15 protein-coding genes are annotated in these 15,700 nt (G+C 72.0%); 8 read left to right on the forward strand and 7 right to left on the reverse strand.

Annotation, left to right across the window (positions count from 1 at the left end):
* The first annotated feature begins 27 nt into the window (after nt 1-27).
* Nucleotides 28-801 carry an alpha/beta fold hydrolase gene (locus VMS22_19310; protein ID HXJ36186.1) on the forward strand — a complete coding sequence of 258 codons (774 nt, stop codon included), beginning with the start codon at nt 28-30 and terminating at the stop codon, nt 799-801.
* A gap of 5 nt (nt 802-806) precedes the next feature.
* Here the strand turns inward: VMS22_19310 and VMS22_19315 are convergent, their stop codons facing one another.
* Nucleotides 807-1,064 (reverse strand): hypothetical protein, encoded by a 258-nt coding sequence (locus VMS22_19315; GenBank protein HXJ36187.1) that lies wholly within the window; start codon nt 1,062-1,064, stop codon nt 807-809.
* A 219-nt stretch (nt 1,065-1,283) separates the two neighbouring features.
* On the opposite strand from VMS22_19315, the gene VMS22_19320 reads away from it, so the two are divergent.
* From VMS22_19320 to VMS22_19335, 4 genes are all read left to right on the forward strand, one after another.
* Nucleotides 1,284-2,768 carry a wax ester/triacylglycerol synthase family O-acyltransferase gene (locus VMS22_19320; protein ID HXJ36188.1) on the forward strand — a complete coding sequence of 495 codons (1,485 nt, stop codon included), beginning with the start codon at nt 1,284-1,286 and terminating at the stop codon, nt 2,766-2,768.
* A 39-nt stretch (nt 2,769-2,807) separates the two neighbouring features.
* The gene (locus VMS22_19325) at nt 2,808-3,731 is read left to right on the forward strand and encodes an LLM class flavin-dependent oxidoreductase (GenBank protein HXJ36189.1); all 924 of its coding nucleotides are present in this window, start codon (nt 2,808-2,810) and stop codon (nt 3,729-3,731) included.
* On the forward strand, nt 3,731-4,408 hold the full coding sequence (locus tag VMS22_19330) for an NRDE family protein (GenBank protein ID HXJ36190.1): 678 nt from the start codon (nt 3,731-3,733) through the stop codon (nt 4,406-4,408). The genes VMS22_19325 and VMS22_19330 overlap by 1 nt, the downstream gene beginning before the upstream one ends.
* A gap of 72 nt (nt 4,409-4,480) precedes the next feature.
* On the forward strand, nt 4,481-5,056 hold the full coding sequence (locus VMS22_19335) for a Uma2 family endonuclease (GenBank protein HXJ36191.1): 576 nt from the start codon (nt 4,481-4,483) through the stop codon (nt 5,054-5,056).
* 5 nt (nt 5,057-5,061) lie between these two features.
* Here the strand turns inward: VMS22_19335 and VMS22_19340 are convergent, their stop codons facing one another.
* The 3 genes from VMS22_19340 to VMS22_19350 are packed head-to-tail and all read right to left on the reverse strand — an operon-like array spanning nt 5,062 to nt 9,099.
* Complete coding sequence (locus VMS22_19340; GenBank protein ID HXJ36192.1) at nt 5,062-6,900, reverse strand: sulfatase; 1,839 nt, start codon at nt 6,898-6,900, stop codon at nt 5,062-5,064.
* Nucleotides 6,901-6,907: 7 nt separating this feature from the next.
* Entirely contained in the window at nt 6,908-7,924 is a 1,017-nt protein-coding gene (locus VMS22_19345) for an aldo/keto reductase (protein ID HXJ36193.1), read from the reverse strand.
* The gene (locus tag VMS22_19350; GenBank protein HXJ36194.1) at nt 7,921-9,099 is read right to left on the reverse strand and encodes an acyl-CoA dehydrogenase family protein; all 1,179 of its coding nucleotides are present in this window, start codon (nt 9,097-9,099) and stop codon (nt 7,921-7,923) included. The genes VMS22_19345 and VMS22_19350 overlap by 4 nt, the downstream gene beginning before the upstream one ends.
* Before the next feature lie 200 nt (nt 9,100-9,299).
* Between VMS22_19350 and hisN the strand changes: the two genes are divergently transcribed.
* On the forward strand, nt 9,300-10,571 hold the full coding sequence (gene hisN, locus VMS22_19355; GenBank protein HXJ36195.1) for a histidinol-phosphatase: 1,272 nt from the start codon (nt 9,300-9,302) through the stop codon (nt 10,569-10,571).
* On the forward strand, nt 10,572-11,885 hold the full coding sequence (locus VMS22_19360) for an FAD-dependent oxidoreductase (protein HXJ36196.1): 1,314 nt from the start codon (nt 10,572-10,574) through the stop codon (nt 11,883-11,885).
* Here the strand turns inward: VMS22_19360 and VMS22_19365 are convergent.
* Genes VMS22_19365 through VMS22_19375 form a run of 3 tightly spaced genes read right to left on the reverse strand, consistent with a single transcriptional unit; the run spans nt 11,882 to nt 14,506 of the window.
* Nucleotides 11,882-12,292: a DCC1-like thiol-disulfide oxidoreductase family protein gene (locus VMS22_19365; GenBank protein HXJ36197.1), complete on the reverse strand. Its 411-nt coding sequence runs from the start codon at nt 12,290-12,292 to the stop codon at nt 11,882-11,884. The two genes, VMS22_19360 and VMS22_19365, sit on opposite strands and share 4 nt — an antisense overlap.
* Nucleotides 12,273-13,133 carry a MaoC/PaaZ C-terminal domain-containing protein gene (locus VMS22_19370; protein ID HXJ36198.1) on the reverse strand — a complete coding sequence of 287 codons (861 nt, stop codon included), beginning with the start codon at nt 13,131-13,133 and terminating at the stop codon, nt 12,273-12,275. The genes VMS22_19365 and VMS22_19370 overlap by 20 nt, the downstream gene beginning before the upstream one ends.
* Nucleotides 13,130-14,506: an amidohydrolase family protein gene (locus VMS22_19375; GenBank protein HXJ36199.1), complete on the reverse strand. Its 1,377-nt coding sequence runs from the start codon at nt 14,504-14,506 to the stop codon at nt 13,130-13,132. Before VMS22_19375 ends, VMS22_19370 begins: the two co-directional genes overlap by 4 nt.
* Nucleotides 14,507-14,535: 29 nt before the next feature.
* Between VMS22_19375 and VMS22_19380 the strand changes: the two genes are divergently transcribed.
* Nucleotides 14,536-15,699, forward strand: a complete 1,164-nt coding sequence (locus VMS22_19380; protein ID HXJ36200.1) for a M20 family metallopeptidase — start codon at nt 14,536-14,538, stop codon at nt 15,697-15,699.
* The last annotated feature ends 1 nt before the right edge of the window (nt 15,700 follow it).

Consider the following 15,700-nt stretch of genomic DNA (forward strand, 5'->3'; position numbering starts at 1 on the left):
GAGCGTCCCCGGTGCGATTCTCTTCGCGTGCCGTCCGCGCCACTCGCCGCGCCCTCCCCGCTGCTCCTCGCCCTGGAGGGGCGTGCCTGGTTCGAGCTGGCGGCGCTCCTCCCCGCCCTCCCCGCTCTCAGCAGCGCGCCGCGCGGCGACGGTCACCCGGTCCTCGTCCTGCCCGGCTATCTCGCCGACGATCGCTCGACCCGCGCGCTGCGCTGGTTCCTGCGCGACCGGGGCTACCATGCGCACGCCTCGCGCCTCGGCCGGAACCTCGGCCCGAAGCCGGAGACGATCAGCGGCCTCGTCGAGCGTCTGCACGCGCTGCACGAACGTCACGGACGCGCCGTGAGCGTCGTCGGCTGGAGCCTCGGTGGCATCTACGCGCGCGAGCTGGCGCGGGCGTTCCCCGACGAGGTCCGTCTGGTGATCACGCTCGCGAGCCCGTTCCGCGATCCGCTCGCGACCAACGTGGCGCGGCTCGCGCGGCTCGGCTTCGGCCCGCGTCCGGCCGGCAACCCGTCGGTCCCGCGCGACCGCCTGCGCGCGCCGCTCCGGGTTCCGGTCACCTCGTTCTACAGCGAGACGGACGGCATCGTCGCGTGGGAGAGCTGTCTCGACGAGGAATCGCCGCGCGCCGAGAACCTCGGCGTGCAGAGCAGCCACTGCGGCATGGGGCACCACCCGACGGTGCTGCTCGCGATCGCCGATCGGTTGTCGCAGCCCGAAGGCGCGTGGCGGCCGTACGTTCCGGCGAGCTCGTCGTGGTGGCCGTTCGCGCCGATCGCGCGGCCCACCCCCGCGTAGCGCGGCTACGCTTCGCGGCGCGAGCGCACGATCGCGACCAGGAGCTCGCGGCCGATCCGCCACCCGACCACGCACAGGATGGCATCGCGCACCGTGACGACGTGCGCCGCGTGCGCCACGTCGGCGAGCGACACTCGCCCCAGGTCGTCGAGGACCGTCCAGGCGGTGCGCGCGCAGTAGACGAAGGCCGCGAGAAGCGCGATCGAGATGACGAAGCGGCTCGCGGCGCGGAAGAGCTCCCGCGCGCGCGTCGTCTCGATCATGGTCAGATCGGCTGTCGCACCTGCCGTATAGTCCGAAGTGAAGGGCACGCGGCCGAGTGCAATGCGAATGCCAATTTTGTACACCGCCGGACGAGGCGCCGCGGCCGGCCGAGCGTCGCACCGGTGACGCGAGCGGCAATCGCGCGCCTCGGCCCACGCCTTTACAGGGCGCCCGCGGCGGGTGTACGGCGTCCGAAACCCGTCAGCGCCGGAGGGAACATGGCGACCGCCGCGTACGAGCGCCTCGGCTTTCTCGACAACTCGTTCCTCATCGCCGAGAGCCCGACGAACCACATGCACATCGGCGGCACCGCCACCTACGAGGCGGGGCCGCTGCGCACGGCCGACGGCGGCATCGACGTCGAGCGCATCCGCGCCTACGTCGCGTCGCGCCTGCACCGCATTCCGCGCTACCGCCAGGTGCTCTACAACATGCCGATCGACGGGCATCCCGCCTGGGTCGACGACCAGCACTTCAACATCGACTACCACGTGCGGCACACCGGGCTGCCTCGCCCCGGGGACGACCGGCAGCTGAAGCGCCTCTCGGGCCGCATCATGTCGCAGCAGCTCGATCGCTCGAAGCCCCTCTGGGAGATGTGGATCGTCGAGGGACTCGAGGGCGGCGACCGCTTCGCCATGATCACCAAGGTCCACCACTGCATGATCGACGGCATGTCGAGCGTCGACCTGCTCGAGGTGCTGCTCACGCCGCGGCCGACGACCGAGATCGAGGCGCCGCCCCGCTGGGTGCCGCGGCGGATCCCGAACCGCTGGGAGCTCGTGCAGACGGAGACCATCCGCCGTGCGCGGCTGCCGTTCGAGACCGTCACGGGCATCCGCCGCGTGATCGCGGAAGCCGAGGATCCCCGCTCGAACATCCGCTCCATGCTGCGCGCGGTCCGCGACACCGTGAGCCTCGGGCTGCGCCGCTGCTCGGATACGCCGCTCAACAAGCCGATCGGCCCGCACCGCCGCCACGACTGGCTTGCCATGAACGTCGCCGACGTGAAGGCGGTGAAGAACCGGCTCGGCGGCTCGCTGAACGACGTCGTCCTCGCCACCGTCGCGGGGGCCGTGCAGCAGTTCCTGGAGGAGCGCCGGGTGAGCGTCGACGACCTCGAGTTCCGCGTCATGGCGCCCGTCAGCGTACGCACGTCGGGCGAGCGCGGCACGCTCGGGAACCGCGTGTCGGCGTGGATCATCAATCTCCCGATCGCCGAGCGTGACCCGCGCAGGCGCCTCGAGCTGATCCAACAGGAGACCTCGCGCCTCAAGTCCTCGAAGCAGGCGCTCGGCGCCGACCTCCTCACGCAGGCGGTGGCATGGACGCCGTCGACCCTCCTCTCGCTCGGCTCGCGCATGGCCATGCGGGCGCTGCCGTTCAACCTCGTCGTGACGAACGTGCCCGGACCACAGGTGCCCCTCTACCTCCTGGGCGCGCGCATGCTCGACAACTACGGGCAGCTCCCGCTGACGGACTACCTGGGGCTCGGCATCGTCCTCTTCAGCTACGCCGGCAAGCTCTGCTGGGGCTTCACGGGGGACTGGGACCTGATGCCCGACCTCGCCGACTTCGTGCGCGCCGTCGAGGAGTCGTTCGCGGACCTGTGCGCGGCCGCCGGCGTCCTCGGCGGCGGCGCGAGCGCCGAAGGCGGGCCGCCGATCCTGCCGCTGCGCCCGCCGGTCGACCTCCCCGAGTAGCATTCGACCCAACCGTCACGGTCGGCTATCGCCGTCCCGATGAAGGTCCGCGTCGGACTCGGCATCGCGAACTTCCCGTTCTCGGACGCGCGCGGCTTCTGGCGCTGGATCGAGCGCTGCGAGGACTCGAGCGTGGACTCGATCTGGCAGACCGATCGCCTCGTCTCGCCGATCCCCCAGCTCGAGTCGATGACCGCCATGGCCGCGCTCGCGGGCGCGACCGAGCGCCTCAAGTTCGGCATGAACGTCACCGTCGTCACGTTCCGCGACCCGCTCGTGCTGGCCCGCGAGTGCGCCACGATCGACTACCTCTCGAACGGACGGCTGCTCCCGGCCTTCGGCGTCGGGCCCGACATCGCGCCCGAGTGGCAGGCGACGGGCCGCTCGCCCGACGGCCGCGGCAAGCAGGTCGACGAGGCGCTCGAGATCATGGCGCGCCTGTGGATGGGGGAGCGCGTCACCTTCGAGGGCCAGCACTACCGCTACCGCGACGTGCAGATCGCGCCGCTACCCGTGCAACGACCGCTGCCGCTCTGGATCGGCGGGCGGAGCGGGGCCGCGATCCGGCGCACGGCGAAGCTCGGCACGGGCTGGCTCGGCGGCGTCGAATCGCCCGAGCAGGTGGCGCCGATCGTCGCCGGCATCAAGGAGGCGTCGGCCGCCGCGGGACGTCCGATCGACCCCGATCACTTCGGCGCGGCGTTCGGCTTCCGTTTCGGCACCTGGGACGACCCCATCGTCCAGAAGACGGCGCGCATCCTCTCGGCGCTCGCGAAGACGAGCGATCCGCGGCGGCACGCCGCCGTCGGCGGTGCCGCCGAGATCCTCGCGCGCATCGAAGAGTTCAAGGCCGCCGGCATCTCGAAATTCGTGCTCCGGCCGGTCGCGTTCGGCGACGCGGAGATGATCGAGCAGACCGAGCGCCTGATCGGCGAGGTCCTGCCCGCGGTGCACGGCGCCTGATGTGCACGATCCTCGTCCGCTACGATCCGGCCGGCGACCCGCTCGTGGTCGTCGCGGCGAATCGGGACGAGTTCCGCGGGCGGCTCGCCGACGACCCGATGGAGATCGCGCCGCGCGTCTTCGCGGGCCGCGACCGGACGGCCGGCGGCACGTGGCTCGCGGTATCGCCCGCCGGCATCGCGGCGCTCACGAACGTCCGCTCGGGGCCGCGCGATCCCGCGGCGCCGTCGCGCGGCGCGCTGCCGCTGGCGGCGCTGGCGGGCCCACTGCCGGCCGATCTGACGCCGTACAATTCGTTCAACCTCCTCGTCGTCGACCGCACCGGCGCGCGCGTCGTCACGCACGAGGGTGCCGGCCGGCCGACCTACACGACGCCGCTCTGGCCCGGCTCGCACGTGATCGACAACGAGGCGTTCGGGCGGCCGTCGCCACGCGTGCGGCGGGCGGCGGCGCTCCTCGATGGCGCGGCGCCCGGCTTCGCGCTCCTCGCCGACCACGGCCACGGGGCCGAGGACGGCCTCTGCCACGACGGCGAGGAGTACGGTACGGTGTCGGCGACGCTCATCGCGCTCGATCGGGATTTCCACGTCGTCCGTTACGAGCACGTGAGCGGCTCGCCGTGTCGCGGCCTGCCGGTCGATCTCACGGCGCGTGCCCGAGACGTCACCGGCGGATAGCTCCGGAGTATTCGCGCCGAGGGCGTCGAAGAGCCGTGGTCGCCTGGCCGCCGCCGTGGTAGATGCCGATCCGTGCCGCTCGCGAAGCGCTACGCCACGTACGAAGACCTCGAAGCGGTACCCGACACGAAGGTCGCGGAGCTGATCGAGGGCGACCTCTTCGTGAGCCCGCGGCCGGCGTCCCCGCATGCGCGAGCCGCGACGACCATCGGCATGATGCTGGGCGACGGCTTCGACGGCCCGGCTTCGCCTGCCGGCAAGCCCGGTGGCTGGTGGATCCTCTTCGAGCCCGAGCTGCACCTCGATGCCAACGTGCTCGTCCCGGACCTGGCGGCGTGGCGCCGCGAGCACATGCCGAGGATGCCGAACGTCACCGCCTTTACGCAGTCGCCCGACTGGGTGTGCGAGGTCGTCTCGCCGACGACCGCCGTCCTCGACCGCGGTCGAAAGATGGCGATCTACGCGCGCCACGGTGTCGTGCATCTCTGGATCGTCGACCCGATCGCGCGCACGCTCGAGGTCTACCGGCTCGAGGGCGAGCGCTGGATCGTCGCCGGCAACTACGGTGGAGCCGCTCCGCTGCGAGCCGAGCCGTTCGACGCCGTGACGGTCGACCCGTCGCGCTGGTGGCTCGAGCTCGAGCCCTGAAGACGCTACTCGGCGGAGCCGTGCGCCGCGGGATCGACGGCCTTCGTCCCCGCGGCGGCGAGGTCCGGCAAGCCCAGCTTCTCGGTCCAGACGTCCACCTCGTCGCGCATCCGTCCCACCGCGAGGCGGTCGCGCATCGACAGATCCTCCTCTTCCTTCGGATCGGCGTCGAGGTCGAAGAGATAGATCCCGCCCGGCCGCGCCTCGATCAGCTTGTGGCGCCCGACGCGATACGCGCGCGAGCGCGCGCTCCTGCGCAGGAGCGGATCGTCGTCGCCCTCGCGCGCGCTTCCCGGCATGGCCGCATACTGCTCGGAGAGCACGGGGCCTTCGTGCGGTCCGCCCCGGATCACGGACATGAGCGAGCCCACCTGCGTCGAGGGGACGGGCGGGAGCCCGGCCAGGTCGAGGACAGTCGCGTAGACACCGACCGTCGACACCGGGGTCGCGATGCGGACGCCGGCCGGAATACGCGGCGGATAGCGGATCGCGAGCGGCACGTGCAGCGCCTGCTCGTAGAGCGAGTGGCCGTGGCCGAACTCGCCGTGGTCGCCCAGCAGCTCGCCGTGGTCGGCGAGCACGACGACGATGGTGTGATCGAGCGTCCCGCGGTTGCGGAGCGCGTCCACGACCCGTCCGAGGAGGTGGTCCGCATAGGCGACGCCGGCGTCGTACATCGCCGCCGCCAGCTCGGCGGCGTCGCGCCCCGCCGGCAGGTCGCCGCCGAACTGCGCCATCAGGAGCTGGGACGACAGGCCGCGCAGCTCGCGGCGCGGGCGCGTCGTGAAGCGCGAGAGGTAGTCGGGTGGAAGCTGGTGATACGGGAGCTGCGCTTCGACGAAGTCGAGGAACGCGAACGCAGGCCGGCCGTCCTTCGGTCGTGCGGCGAGCCAGTCCTCGAAGGTCGTCGTCACGGCGGCGCCGCCCTTGTCGCCGCCGTCCCACCCGAGGCGATCGAGCAGCCGGTACGTCGCCAGGAAGGGCCGCGCGGCGTCCCCGCGGCGCCACGCCTCGTCGGTCCACGCGAAGCCGCGCACCATGCCGAGGCTGTCGCTGATCCAGGCGTTGGCGGTGAACGAGCGCGTGTCCCAGCCGTCGCGCGCGAGCGTCTCCGCCAGCGTCGGCGTGCCACCGTCCAGGAACGGATGCTCGTCGTGCGCGCCGTGCGCCGACACGAACCGCCCGGTGAAGAGCGAGGCGTGCGACGGGAGCGACCAGGTGGCGGGTGAGACGGCGTCGAGGAAGAGCGCGCCGCCGGCGGCGAGCGCGTCGAAGTTGGGCGTCGTCGGCCGCATGTAGCCGTATGCCGACACGTGGTCCGCACGCACGGTGTCGAGCACGACGACGACGACGTCCGGCGCTCCCGGCGGCGCGACGCCCGGCGCGACCGGCGCGAGGGCGGGCGCCCGGCGCCGCGCGCTCACCTCGGGCGCCACGAGCCCTGCGGCGAGCAGCAAGACGCCGAGCACGACCGGAAGCCAGCGCCGGCGGCGCGCGAGGAGGGCGCCGCCCCCGCCGAGCGCGAGGGCGGCCATCGGCGGCGCGAACGCGAGGATCCGCGCCGCCGTTCCGTCCGGGGCCGCGTATTCCTGGATCGCGATCCACACGGCCGTCATCGTGAGCCAATGCCAGCCCGCTCCCTTCGCACGCACCGGGGCCGTCACGATGCCGACGGCGACGGCGAGCCCGCCGCCGAGGGCCGCACCCGTCGCGAGCAATCCGAGCGGCGGATGGATCCCGAGGACGAGAATCCGGCGGGCGTTCAGCCACACCTCGACCACCGACACCGCGAGGCCGAAGCCGGCGCCCGCGAGCGCGGCCGCGGCCCACAGGCGCGCGCTCATCGGTCGCCTAACCCATCGGGTACAGGATCTCGCGCGTCACCTGATCGCACGCCTTGCGTACGTCGGCGGCGAGCTCGACCTCGGCGCCGCGCAGGAGATCCGGAAGCTGGTCCGGGCTCGTCGCGCCGACGATGGTCGAGCCGACGAAGTCGTGCGTGAGCGTCCAGGCGACGGCGAGCGTCACCGTCGACATCCCCGCCTTGAGGGCGATCTCCGCGAAGCGCGCCGTCGAGGCGAGCGTCTTCTCGTTCACGAAGCGGCGGGTCATCGCCTGCGTGCGCGGGCTCGATTCCCGGTAGTCGCTGAAGCGCGCGCCGGCGGGCCAGCGGCCGTCCTGGTACTTGCCGGAGAGCACGCCGCCCGCGATCGGGCTGTAGGGCAGGCAGCTCACGTGCTCGCGCCGGCACACCTCGGCGAGCGCGTCCTCGAAGCGACGATTGAGCAGGCTGAAGTTGTTCTGGATCGTCTCGGTGCGCGGCAGGCCGTGGGCGTCGGCCTCCCACAGCGCCTTCGTGAGGCCGTAGGGCGTCTCGTTGCTGCAGCCGACGACGCGCACCTTGCCGGCGTCGACGACGCGCGCGAGCCCCTCGAGCGTCTCCTCGATCGGGACGTCGCGGCTCGGCCAGTGCGTCTGGTAGAGGTCGATGTAGTCGGTGCCGAGCCGGCGCAGCGAGGCGTCGACGGCGTGTGCGATCGAGTGGCGGTCGAGGTCGCCCTTGCCGCCGCGAACGGGCGCCTGGAACCATCCGCCGGCCGGTCCGGCGATCTTGGTCGCGACGAAGACGGCCTCGCGCGGGTGGTGCTTCAGCCACTTGCCGACGATCTCCTCGGTGCGGCCGACCCACTTCGCGTCGGGCGGCACGGGATAGACCTCGGCCGCGTCGAGGAAGTCGACGCCGGCCTCGAAGGCGCGATCCAGGATCGCGAGGCTCGCCGCCTCGTCGGCCATCGAGCCGAACGTCATCGTCCCCATGCAGATCTCGGAGACGACGAGCCCGCTGCGTCCGAGGCGACGGCGCTTCATCGCGGCAACCCCAGCGCCTGCTGCGCGAGCAGGCTCCGCAACACCTCGGACGTCCCCGACGAGATGGTGATCGAGCGCGAGTAGAGGTAGCGCTCCTGCCACTCGCCCTGCTCGATCCCGCGCCGCTCGCCGATGGCGAGCTGCGCGTAGGACCCTTCGAGCTGCATGGCGAGCTCGCACGCGCGCTGCTGCACCTCGCTGCCGAAGAGCTTCTGCAGCGCGGCGTCCGTGCCCGCGTCGCCGCCGGCGAGCTTCGGCAGGATGCGGAGCGTGTGCGCGGCGAACACCTCGGACTCGATGTGGGCCTGCGCCACCTGCTCGCGCAGCGTGGCGAGGTCCGCGCCGCGGCCGGCGGCGCCGGCTTTCGCCTGCCGGTACATGTCGGCGAGCGCGAGCGAGCCGTTCTGGAGTCGGATCTTGAAGTCGAAGGCCCAGAGCGTCCCGCGCTCGTGCGCGAGCGCCGCGCGGATGAGCGGCCAGCCGCCGTTGATCTCCCCGATCGTGTTCGCGACCGGGACGCGCACGTCCTCCAGGAACACCTCGTTGAACTCGCGCCGGCCGCTGAGCTGCACGAGCGGCCGCCACGTGACGCCCTTCGCCTTCATGTCGACGACCATGCACGTGATGCCCTTGTGCTTGGCGACGTCGGGGTCGGTGCGCACGAGGAGCAGCAGCCAGTCGGCGAAGTGGGCCTTGGACGACCACACTTTCTGGCCGTTCACGATCCAGTGATCGCCGTCGCGCACGGCACGACAGCGCAGCGACGCCAGGTCCGAGCCCGCGTTCGGCTCCGAGAAGCCGAGGCACCACACCTCGTCGGCCGGAAGGATCTTCGGCAGGTAGCGCTGCTTCTGCTCGGGCGATCCGGCGTGCAGGAGCACCGAGCCCACGATGTTGACGGCGACGGCATCGAGGATCTCGGGTGCCCGCACGCGTGCCATCTCTTCGGTGAAGATGACCTGCTCGTTGAGCGACGCGCCCCGGCCCCCGTGCTCGCGCGGCCAGTGGATGCCGACGTAGCCCGCGGCGGCGAGCCTCTTCTGCCACGCGCGCTGGAAGACGCGCCGCGCATCTTCGTCGTCGGGAACCGGCTCCTTCGGCAGGTTCGCCGCGAGCCACGCCCGCAGCTCGCGCCGGAACGCCTGCTCCTCGGCGGTGTAGCTCAGCTCGAACATGCGATCGGGAGACGTAACCCGAAGCCCAGGCCCGAGCAAACGTCGGCGCGCCGGTGACATCGGTGGGCGGGGTAGTGTAGGACCCGCGCATGAAGCGACATCACAAGATGCTGGCGGCCGGGGCGTTGATCGTCACCGTGGCGGCGTGGTTCGCGTGGACGATGCTCACGACCGCGGCCGACCTTTCGCGTTGAGGTGAGATGGACGTCGATGCGCTGATCGCGCTCGTGCGGGAGCTCGCCGACGAGAGCGGCGACCTGATCCGCCGTCACTTCCGGAGCCCGAGCCTCGCCGTCGAGCTGAAGACCGACCAGACGCCGGTCACCGAGGCCGACCGCGCCGCCGAGGAGGTCATGCGCCGCAAGATCCGCGCGCGCTTTCCCGACCACGGCATCATGGCCGAGGAGCTCGGGAGCGAGCGCACCGACGCCGAGTACGTGTGGGTGCTCGATCCCATCGACGGCACGAAGTCGTTCGTCTCCGGGGTGCCGCTCTTCGGGACGCTGATCGGCGTCCTGCACCGCGGCGAGCCGATCCTGGGCGCGATCCATCAGCCGATCCTGCGCGAGCTGTGCCTGGGCGACGGGACGACGACGACGCTGAACGGCCGCCGCGTGCGCGTGCGCTCGACCGCGCGGCTCGCCGATGCGGTGCTGCTCGCGTCCGACACGACGACCGCCGCGCGCTACCAGGACGGCGCGGCGTGGGAGCGGCTCGTCTCCAAGGTCCGATGGCTGCGGACGTGGGGCGACTGCTACGGCTATCTTCTCGTCGCGAGCGGGGAGGCCGACGTCATGACCGACCCCGTGATGAGCCCCTGGGATCTCCTTCCCCTGGTACCGATCATCCGCGGCGCGGGCGGCGTCATCACCGACTGGGAAGGCGGCGATCCCGTGCGCGGCAGCTCGATCATCGCCGCGAATCCGGCGCTCCACGCCGAGGTGATGGCGTGCCTGCGCACGGCGCCCGCGCATGGAGCGACGCAGGCATCGGCGTGGGTCGCGCGATTCGCCGACCTCGTCCCGCACGGCGCGACGGTGCTCGACGTCGCCGCCGGCAACGGACGGCACGCCCGCCTGTTCGTCGAGCGCGGCCACAAGGTCGTGGCGGTCGATCGGGACGTGACGGACCTCGCCCCGAACTCGAGCCTGGAGGTCGTGCGCGCGGACCTGGAAGACGGCAGCCCGTGGCCCCTCGGCGAGCGACGCTTCGGCGGAATCGTCGTGACGAACTACCTGCATCGGCCGCTCGTGCCGCTGCTCGTGGATCGCCTCGAGCCCGGCGGCGTCCTCATCTACGAAACGTTCGCGCACGGCCACGAGCGCCACGGCAAGCCGTCGAACCCCGCCTTCCTCCTCGAGCCCGGCGAGCTGCTCCGTGCGGTCGCCGGGAAGCTCCGGGTCATCGCGTTCGAGGACGCGGCGCTGGCGGATCGGATCGTCCAGCGCATCGCCGCGGTGAAGGAGATCTGAGTGACGCCGCCCGCCGGCGGAAGCCTGTGGATGGAGGGCGTGGCGCCGGCGGCGGCCCCGCTCGCGGGCGACGTCGACGCCGACGTCGCGATCGTCGGGGCGGGGTTCACGGGATTGTCGGCGGCCATCGCGCTGCGCGCCGCCGGCCATTCGGTCGTCGTCCTCGAGCAGGAGCACGTCGGCTTCGGCGCGAGCGGGCGCAACGCGGGGCACTTGACGCCCGTCATCGGCAAGGACCTCCCCACCCTCGCCCTCCTCTTCAGATCGCGAGCCCACGCGCTCGTCGAGCTCGTGCAGCTGGCGATCGCGCACGTCGAGGACACGATCCGCACGAGCGGCATCGATTGCGGGTACGACGCGGTCGGCAACGTCATGGCGGCCGTCCACCCCCGCCAGCACGGCATGCTCGACAAGGCCGCCACGGCCGCACGCGGGCTCGGGCTCGACGCCGAGATGCTGGAGGCGGACGCGATGCGGGCGCGCGACCTGCCGCGCACGTTCACGCGGGCCCTCCTCATGCGTCGCGGGGGCATCCTCGATCCGGGGCGCTACGTGCGGGGCCTTCGCCGTCTCGCCGAGGGCGCCGGTGCGCAGGTCTTCGAGGTGACGCCGGTCGCGCGCATCGAGGAGGGAAATCCCGCGCTCGTGATCACGCCGGCGGGTCGCGTGCGCGCTCGCGCGGTCGTGCTCGCGACCAACGCCTACACGCCCGCGCTCGGCTGGCTCCGCGGTACGATCTCGCGCTTCCACGTCTACCTCTTCGCGACCGCGCCGCTGACGGACGCGCAGCGCGGGGCGATCGGCTGGCGCGGGCGCGAGGGCATCTACACGGCGCACGAGATCCTCGAGAGCTATCGCCTCACGCAGGATGACCGCATCGTCGGCGGCGCCAAGACCGTACGCTACGGCTTCGACGGGCGGGCGCTGCCCGACGATCCGGCGACGTTCGACTTCCTGGAGGGCGCCTTCCGCGCCCGATTCCCCGCGCTCCGCGACGTCGCGATCACCCATCGCTGGGGCGGACCCATCGCCTTCGGCCTGGACTTCCTCCCCGCGGTCGGCGTCGGGGGCACGTATCGCAACGTCTACCACAGCGCCGGCTACGCGGGGCACGGCATCGCGATGGCGAGCTACGCGGGCTCGATGCTCGCCGACCTTCTGCTCGGCCGCGACGGCCCGGGCCGCGCGCTCTGGGGACGTTGGAAGGTGCCGATGCCGCCGGAGCCGCTGCGCTGGCTGGTGGCGCAGGGGCTCATCGCCGGCTTCAGCGCGATCGATCGCCGCGTCGACCGCGCGGTGCGCACGGGGACCTAGGGCAGGAAGCGCGCGCGCTCCGCAGGCGTCGGCAACCGGCACGTGTCGCGGCGTCCGAACCAACGGTAGCGGTTGCGCGCGACGAAACGATAGAGCGGATTGCGGATCGCGCGCGGGACGAACCGCAGCAGGCTCACGAGCCCCCACACACCGCCCAGGCGCCGGAACGCTTCGAGGGAGGCGTCGGACTGGTCGTGGATGCCGCGCTCGTCGAGGTAGAGGAGCGACCAGCGCTCGACGTCGTCCGTGAGCGGCGGCAGCAGGCGGCGCGCCGTGTCACCTTGCAGCGGGGCGAAGCGCAGCACACCGCGTCTGTCGGCGCGCAGCGCCCGATCGACGAAGGCGTTGCACATCGTGCACACGCCGTCGAAGAAGACGATCGGCCCCTCAGGCGGCGACGAAGGCACTGGCGGCTCCGATGATCGTGACCGTCCCGTCGGCCTTCTCGCACCACACGTCGAGGTGCGCGCGCCGCCGCGAGCCCTCAGCCGTCACCTCGCGCACCGTGCCGCGCGCCGTGATGGCGTCGCCCGGCCATACGACGTTCACGAGCCGCACGTCGAGCTTGCCGCCGGCGAGGAAGCCCATGCCGTAGCGCTCGGTCACGAGGTCGGCCGTGAAGCATACGGACATCATCCCCTGCACGACGATGTCGGGGAATCCGAGCGCCCGCGCCATCTCGACGTCGGTGTGGTAGTTCTTCACGGGGCCCGAGAAGGCTTCGCACATCGCGTGCGTGATCGTGCGCGGCGCGAGCGCGATGCTCTCCCCACCGGCGGCGGGCAGCTCGAAACGCCGGTCGCTCCGTTTCTCGCGCTCGCGGTCGACCACCAGGTCGCTACCGGGGTCGTCGGCGAGAAAGCTCTGGTGGGTGCGGCTCCGCTGCAGCCATGCGCCGCCCTGGTCGGTCAGCAGCACCTCGGCGACGACGTAGTTGCGGTTGCGCTTGCGGTAGCGCTCGACGACCGTCGTCCGCGAGCGGATCGTGTCGCCGATGCGGAACGGCCGGAAGAGCTCCCACTCCTGGCGCGCGTGGAGGTTGCCGATGAGGTTCGGGAGATACCACGCGAGATCGCGATAGCACTCGGAGTGGAAGGTGAGCGCCGGCGCGACGTCGCCGGTCGCCACGGCGCTCGCCGTTCCCTCGCGATAGCGCTCGACGGCGTCGGCCGTGACGGCGAACGTGCGCCCGCCGACGTCCTGGCCGACGTGCACCTCGGTCCCGCCGAAGAGTCTCGTCTCGCTCATGCGGCCCTCGAGGCGCCGAGGCGCTGCGCGAGCGGCTCGCCGTACAGGCGCAGGCAGTTCCCGGCGAGGAGCTTCGCGAGGTGCGCGCGCTCGTAGGGGCGCACGCGCGCCACGTTGCGGACGCAGTCGGTGAGCACGCCGTCCCAGTGGCCGTAGTCCGCGCTGAAGCAGGCGAGATCCTCGCCCATCGGGCCCAGGGCCTCGGGCAGATAGGCCGGCGCCGGGTCGTCCGACTCGAAGCTCACGAACACCTGACCGCGACGGAAGAAGTCGGTCGGATCGTGGTCCAGGTGGCGATGCTCGAAGACGTAGCCGTCGTTCGCCGGATCACGGCGCTCGCGCTCGACGCTCACGAGGAGCTCGTAGACGCCCTTGGCCTTGCCGAGGAGGCCGAGCTTACCGTCCCTGCCGCCGCGCTCGCGCAGCAGCTCGCGCGTGAACTGCCCCATCGGCAGGCGCACGTCGGGATCGAAGTCGCGGATGCGCTTCTCCCAGTGCTCGTGGAAGGCGTGCACGAGGTCGGGGAGCCAGCCGCAGCCGGCCTCGAGGAACCCCATGCGCAGGCGCGGGTGCCGATCGAACACGCCGTCGAAGACGCACGCGGCGAGCGCCATCTGCATCTGGTTCCGGTGCCCGAAGACGTGCGAGAGGATGAACGTGTCGACCTGCTCCGAGATGCCGCCCGGCAGGTAGACGCCGGGCGACCCGTGGACGCCGACCGCGATCCCGAGCCGCTCGGCCTCGGCGAGGATCGGCGCGAAGTCCGGATGCGAGACGTGCTTCGGGAGGCGGACGGCGGGAAAGGCCGCGGGCGCGGCGGGATGCGGCACCGGGAGGCTCGGCGGCACGTGCACGCCGATCATGCCGAGCTCCTCGACGCAGCGGCGCATCTCGGCGACGGCTTCGGGCAGGTCGACGAGCGACACGAACGCGACCGGGAAGAGCCGCCCCGCATACGCGCGACAGTCGTCGGCCATGTACGAGTTGTAGGCGCGCATGCACGCGACGGCGAGGTCGCGATCGAGGATCGCCTCGAACGAGAGCGTCATGGAGCCGTAGAGCACCTGGGCGTCGACGCCCTCGCGATCCATGTGCTCGATGCGGATGCGGTTGAAGATGCCGCCGATCGCGGTTTCGGGGTGGATGGCCGCGAACGCCCCCTTGCCCGGCCCCTCCGGCTGGGGGAAGACGCGCTCGAGATCGTTGCGCCCGGTCGCGGGGTTGAAGTCCCGGATCACCAGGCGCTGCTGGCCGTGGCGATCGATCCGCGACCCCAGGCGGTCGCGATAGGCGGGGTCCAGGTAGTCGAAGAAGACCACCGGGTTCTCCATCTTGTGGGCGTCGGCGTCGACGACGAGAAGGCCGTCGTACATGGCACCCCCATACTGGTACGATGCGGGGCATGGACGCAAAAGCCGCCGCGCGCGAGCGCATCGAGGACGCCCGGAAGTCGCTCGTCGACCTGTCGCATCGGATCCACGCGCATCCCGAGCTCGCCTTCGAGGAGGAGAAGTCCTCGGTCTGGACGGCCGAGCCGCTCGACGCCGCAGGCTTCCGCGTCGAGCGCGGGGCGTGCGGCCTGCCGACGGCGTTCCTCGCGCGCGCGGGCTCGGGTCCGCTCCACGTCGCCATCTGTGCCGAGTACGACTGCCTGCCGGAGATCGGACACGCGTGCGGGCACAACATCATCGCCGCCAGTGCCGTCGGCGCGGGGCTGGCGCTCGCACGCATCGCCGACGACGTCGGCCTGACCGTCACGGTGCTCGGCACGCCCGCCGAGGAGAATGGCGGCGGGAAGATCATCATGCTCGAGCGCGGCGCCTTCGCCGGCGTGCACGCCGCGATGATGGTGCACCCCGCGCCGATCGACGCCGCCGAGCCGGCGATGATCGCCTTTCAGCAGTTCGACGTGCACTACCACGGCAAGGCGGCGCACGCCTCGGCGTTTCCCGAGCGCGGCGTCAACGCGGCCGACGCGCTGACCGTCGCCCAGACGGCGATCGGGCTCCTGCGCCAGCACATCCGGCAGACCGATCGCATCCACGGGATCGTGCTGCGCGGCGGCGAGGCGCCCAACGTCATCCCGGCGCACACGGCCGCGCGCTACGTCGTGCGCGCGAGCAGGATGGACGACCTCGGCAAGCTGCGCGCGAAGGTCATGCGCTGCTTCGAGGCCGGTGCGATCGCGACCGGCGCGCGCCTCGAGCTCGCCAACGAGCAGCTCGGCTACGCCGAGGTCGTCCACGATTCCGAGATCGCGGCGCTCTATCGCCGCAACGCCGAAGCGCTCGGGCGTTCGTTCCCGGACCTGGGCCCGCTTCGGGAGCGCTTCGCCGGCTCGACCGACATGGGCAACGTCTCGCTCGCGATCCCGTCGATCCATCCGGCGATCGGCGTCGAGTCGCTTCCGGCCGTGAACCATCAGCCCGAGTTCGCCGCCCATTGCGCGACGCCAGCGGCCGACAAGGCGGTGGCCGACGGCGCCCTCGCGATGGCGTGGACGGCGATCGACCTCGCCACCGACGTCGCGTCGAACGCTCGGTTGCGCGCCCGCGTCGCGTCGTAGC

Source organism: Candidatus Eisenbacteria bacterium, assembly GCA_035577985.1.
In the GTDB taxonomy this organism is placed as follows: Bacteria; Desulfobacterota; Binatia; order DP-6; family DP-6; genus DATJZY01.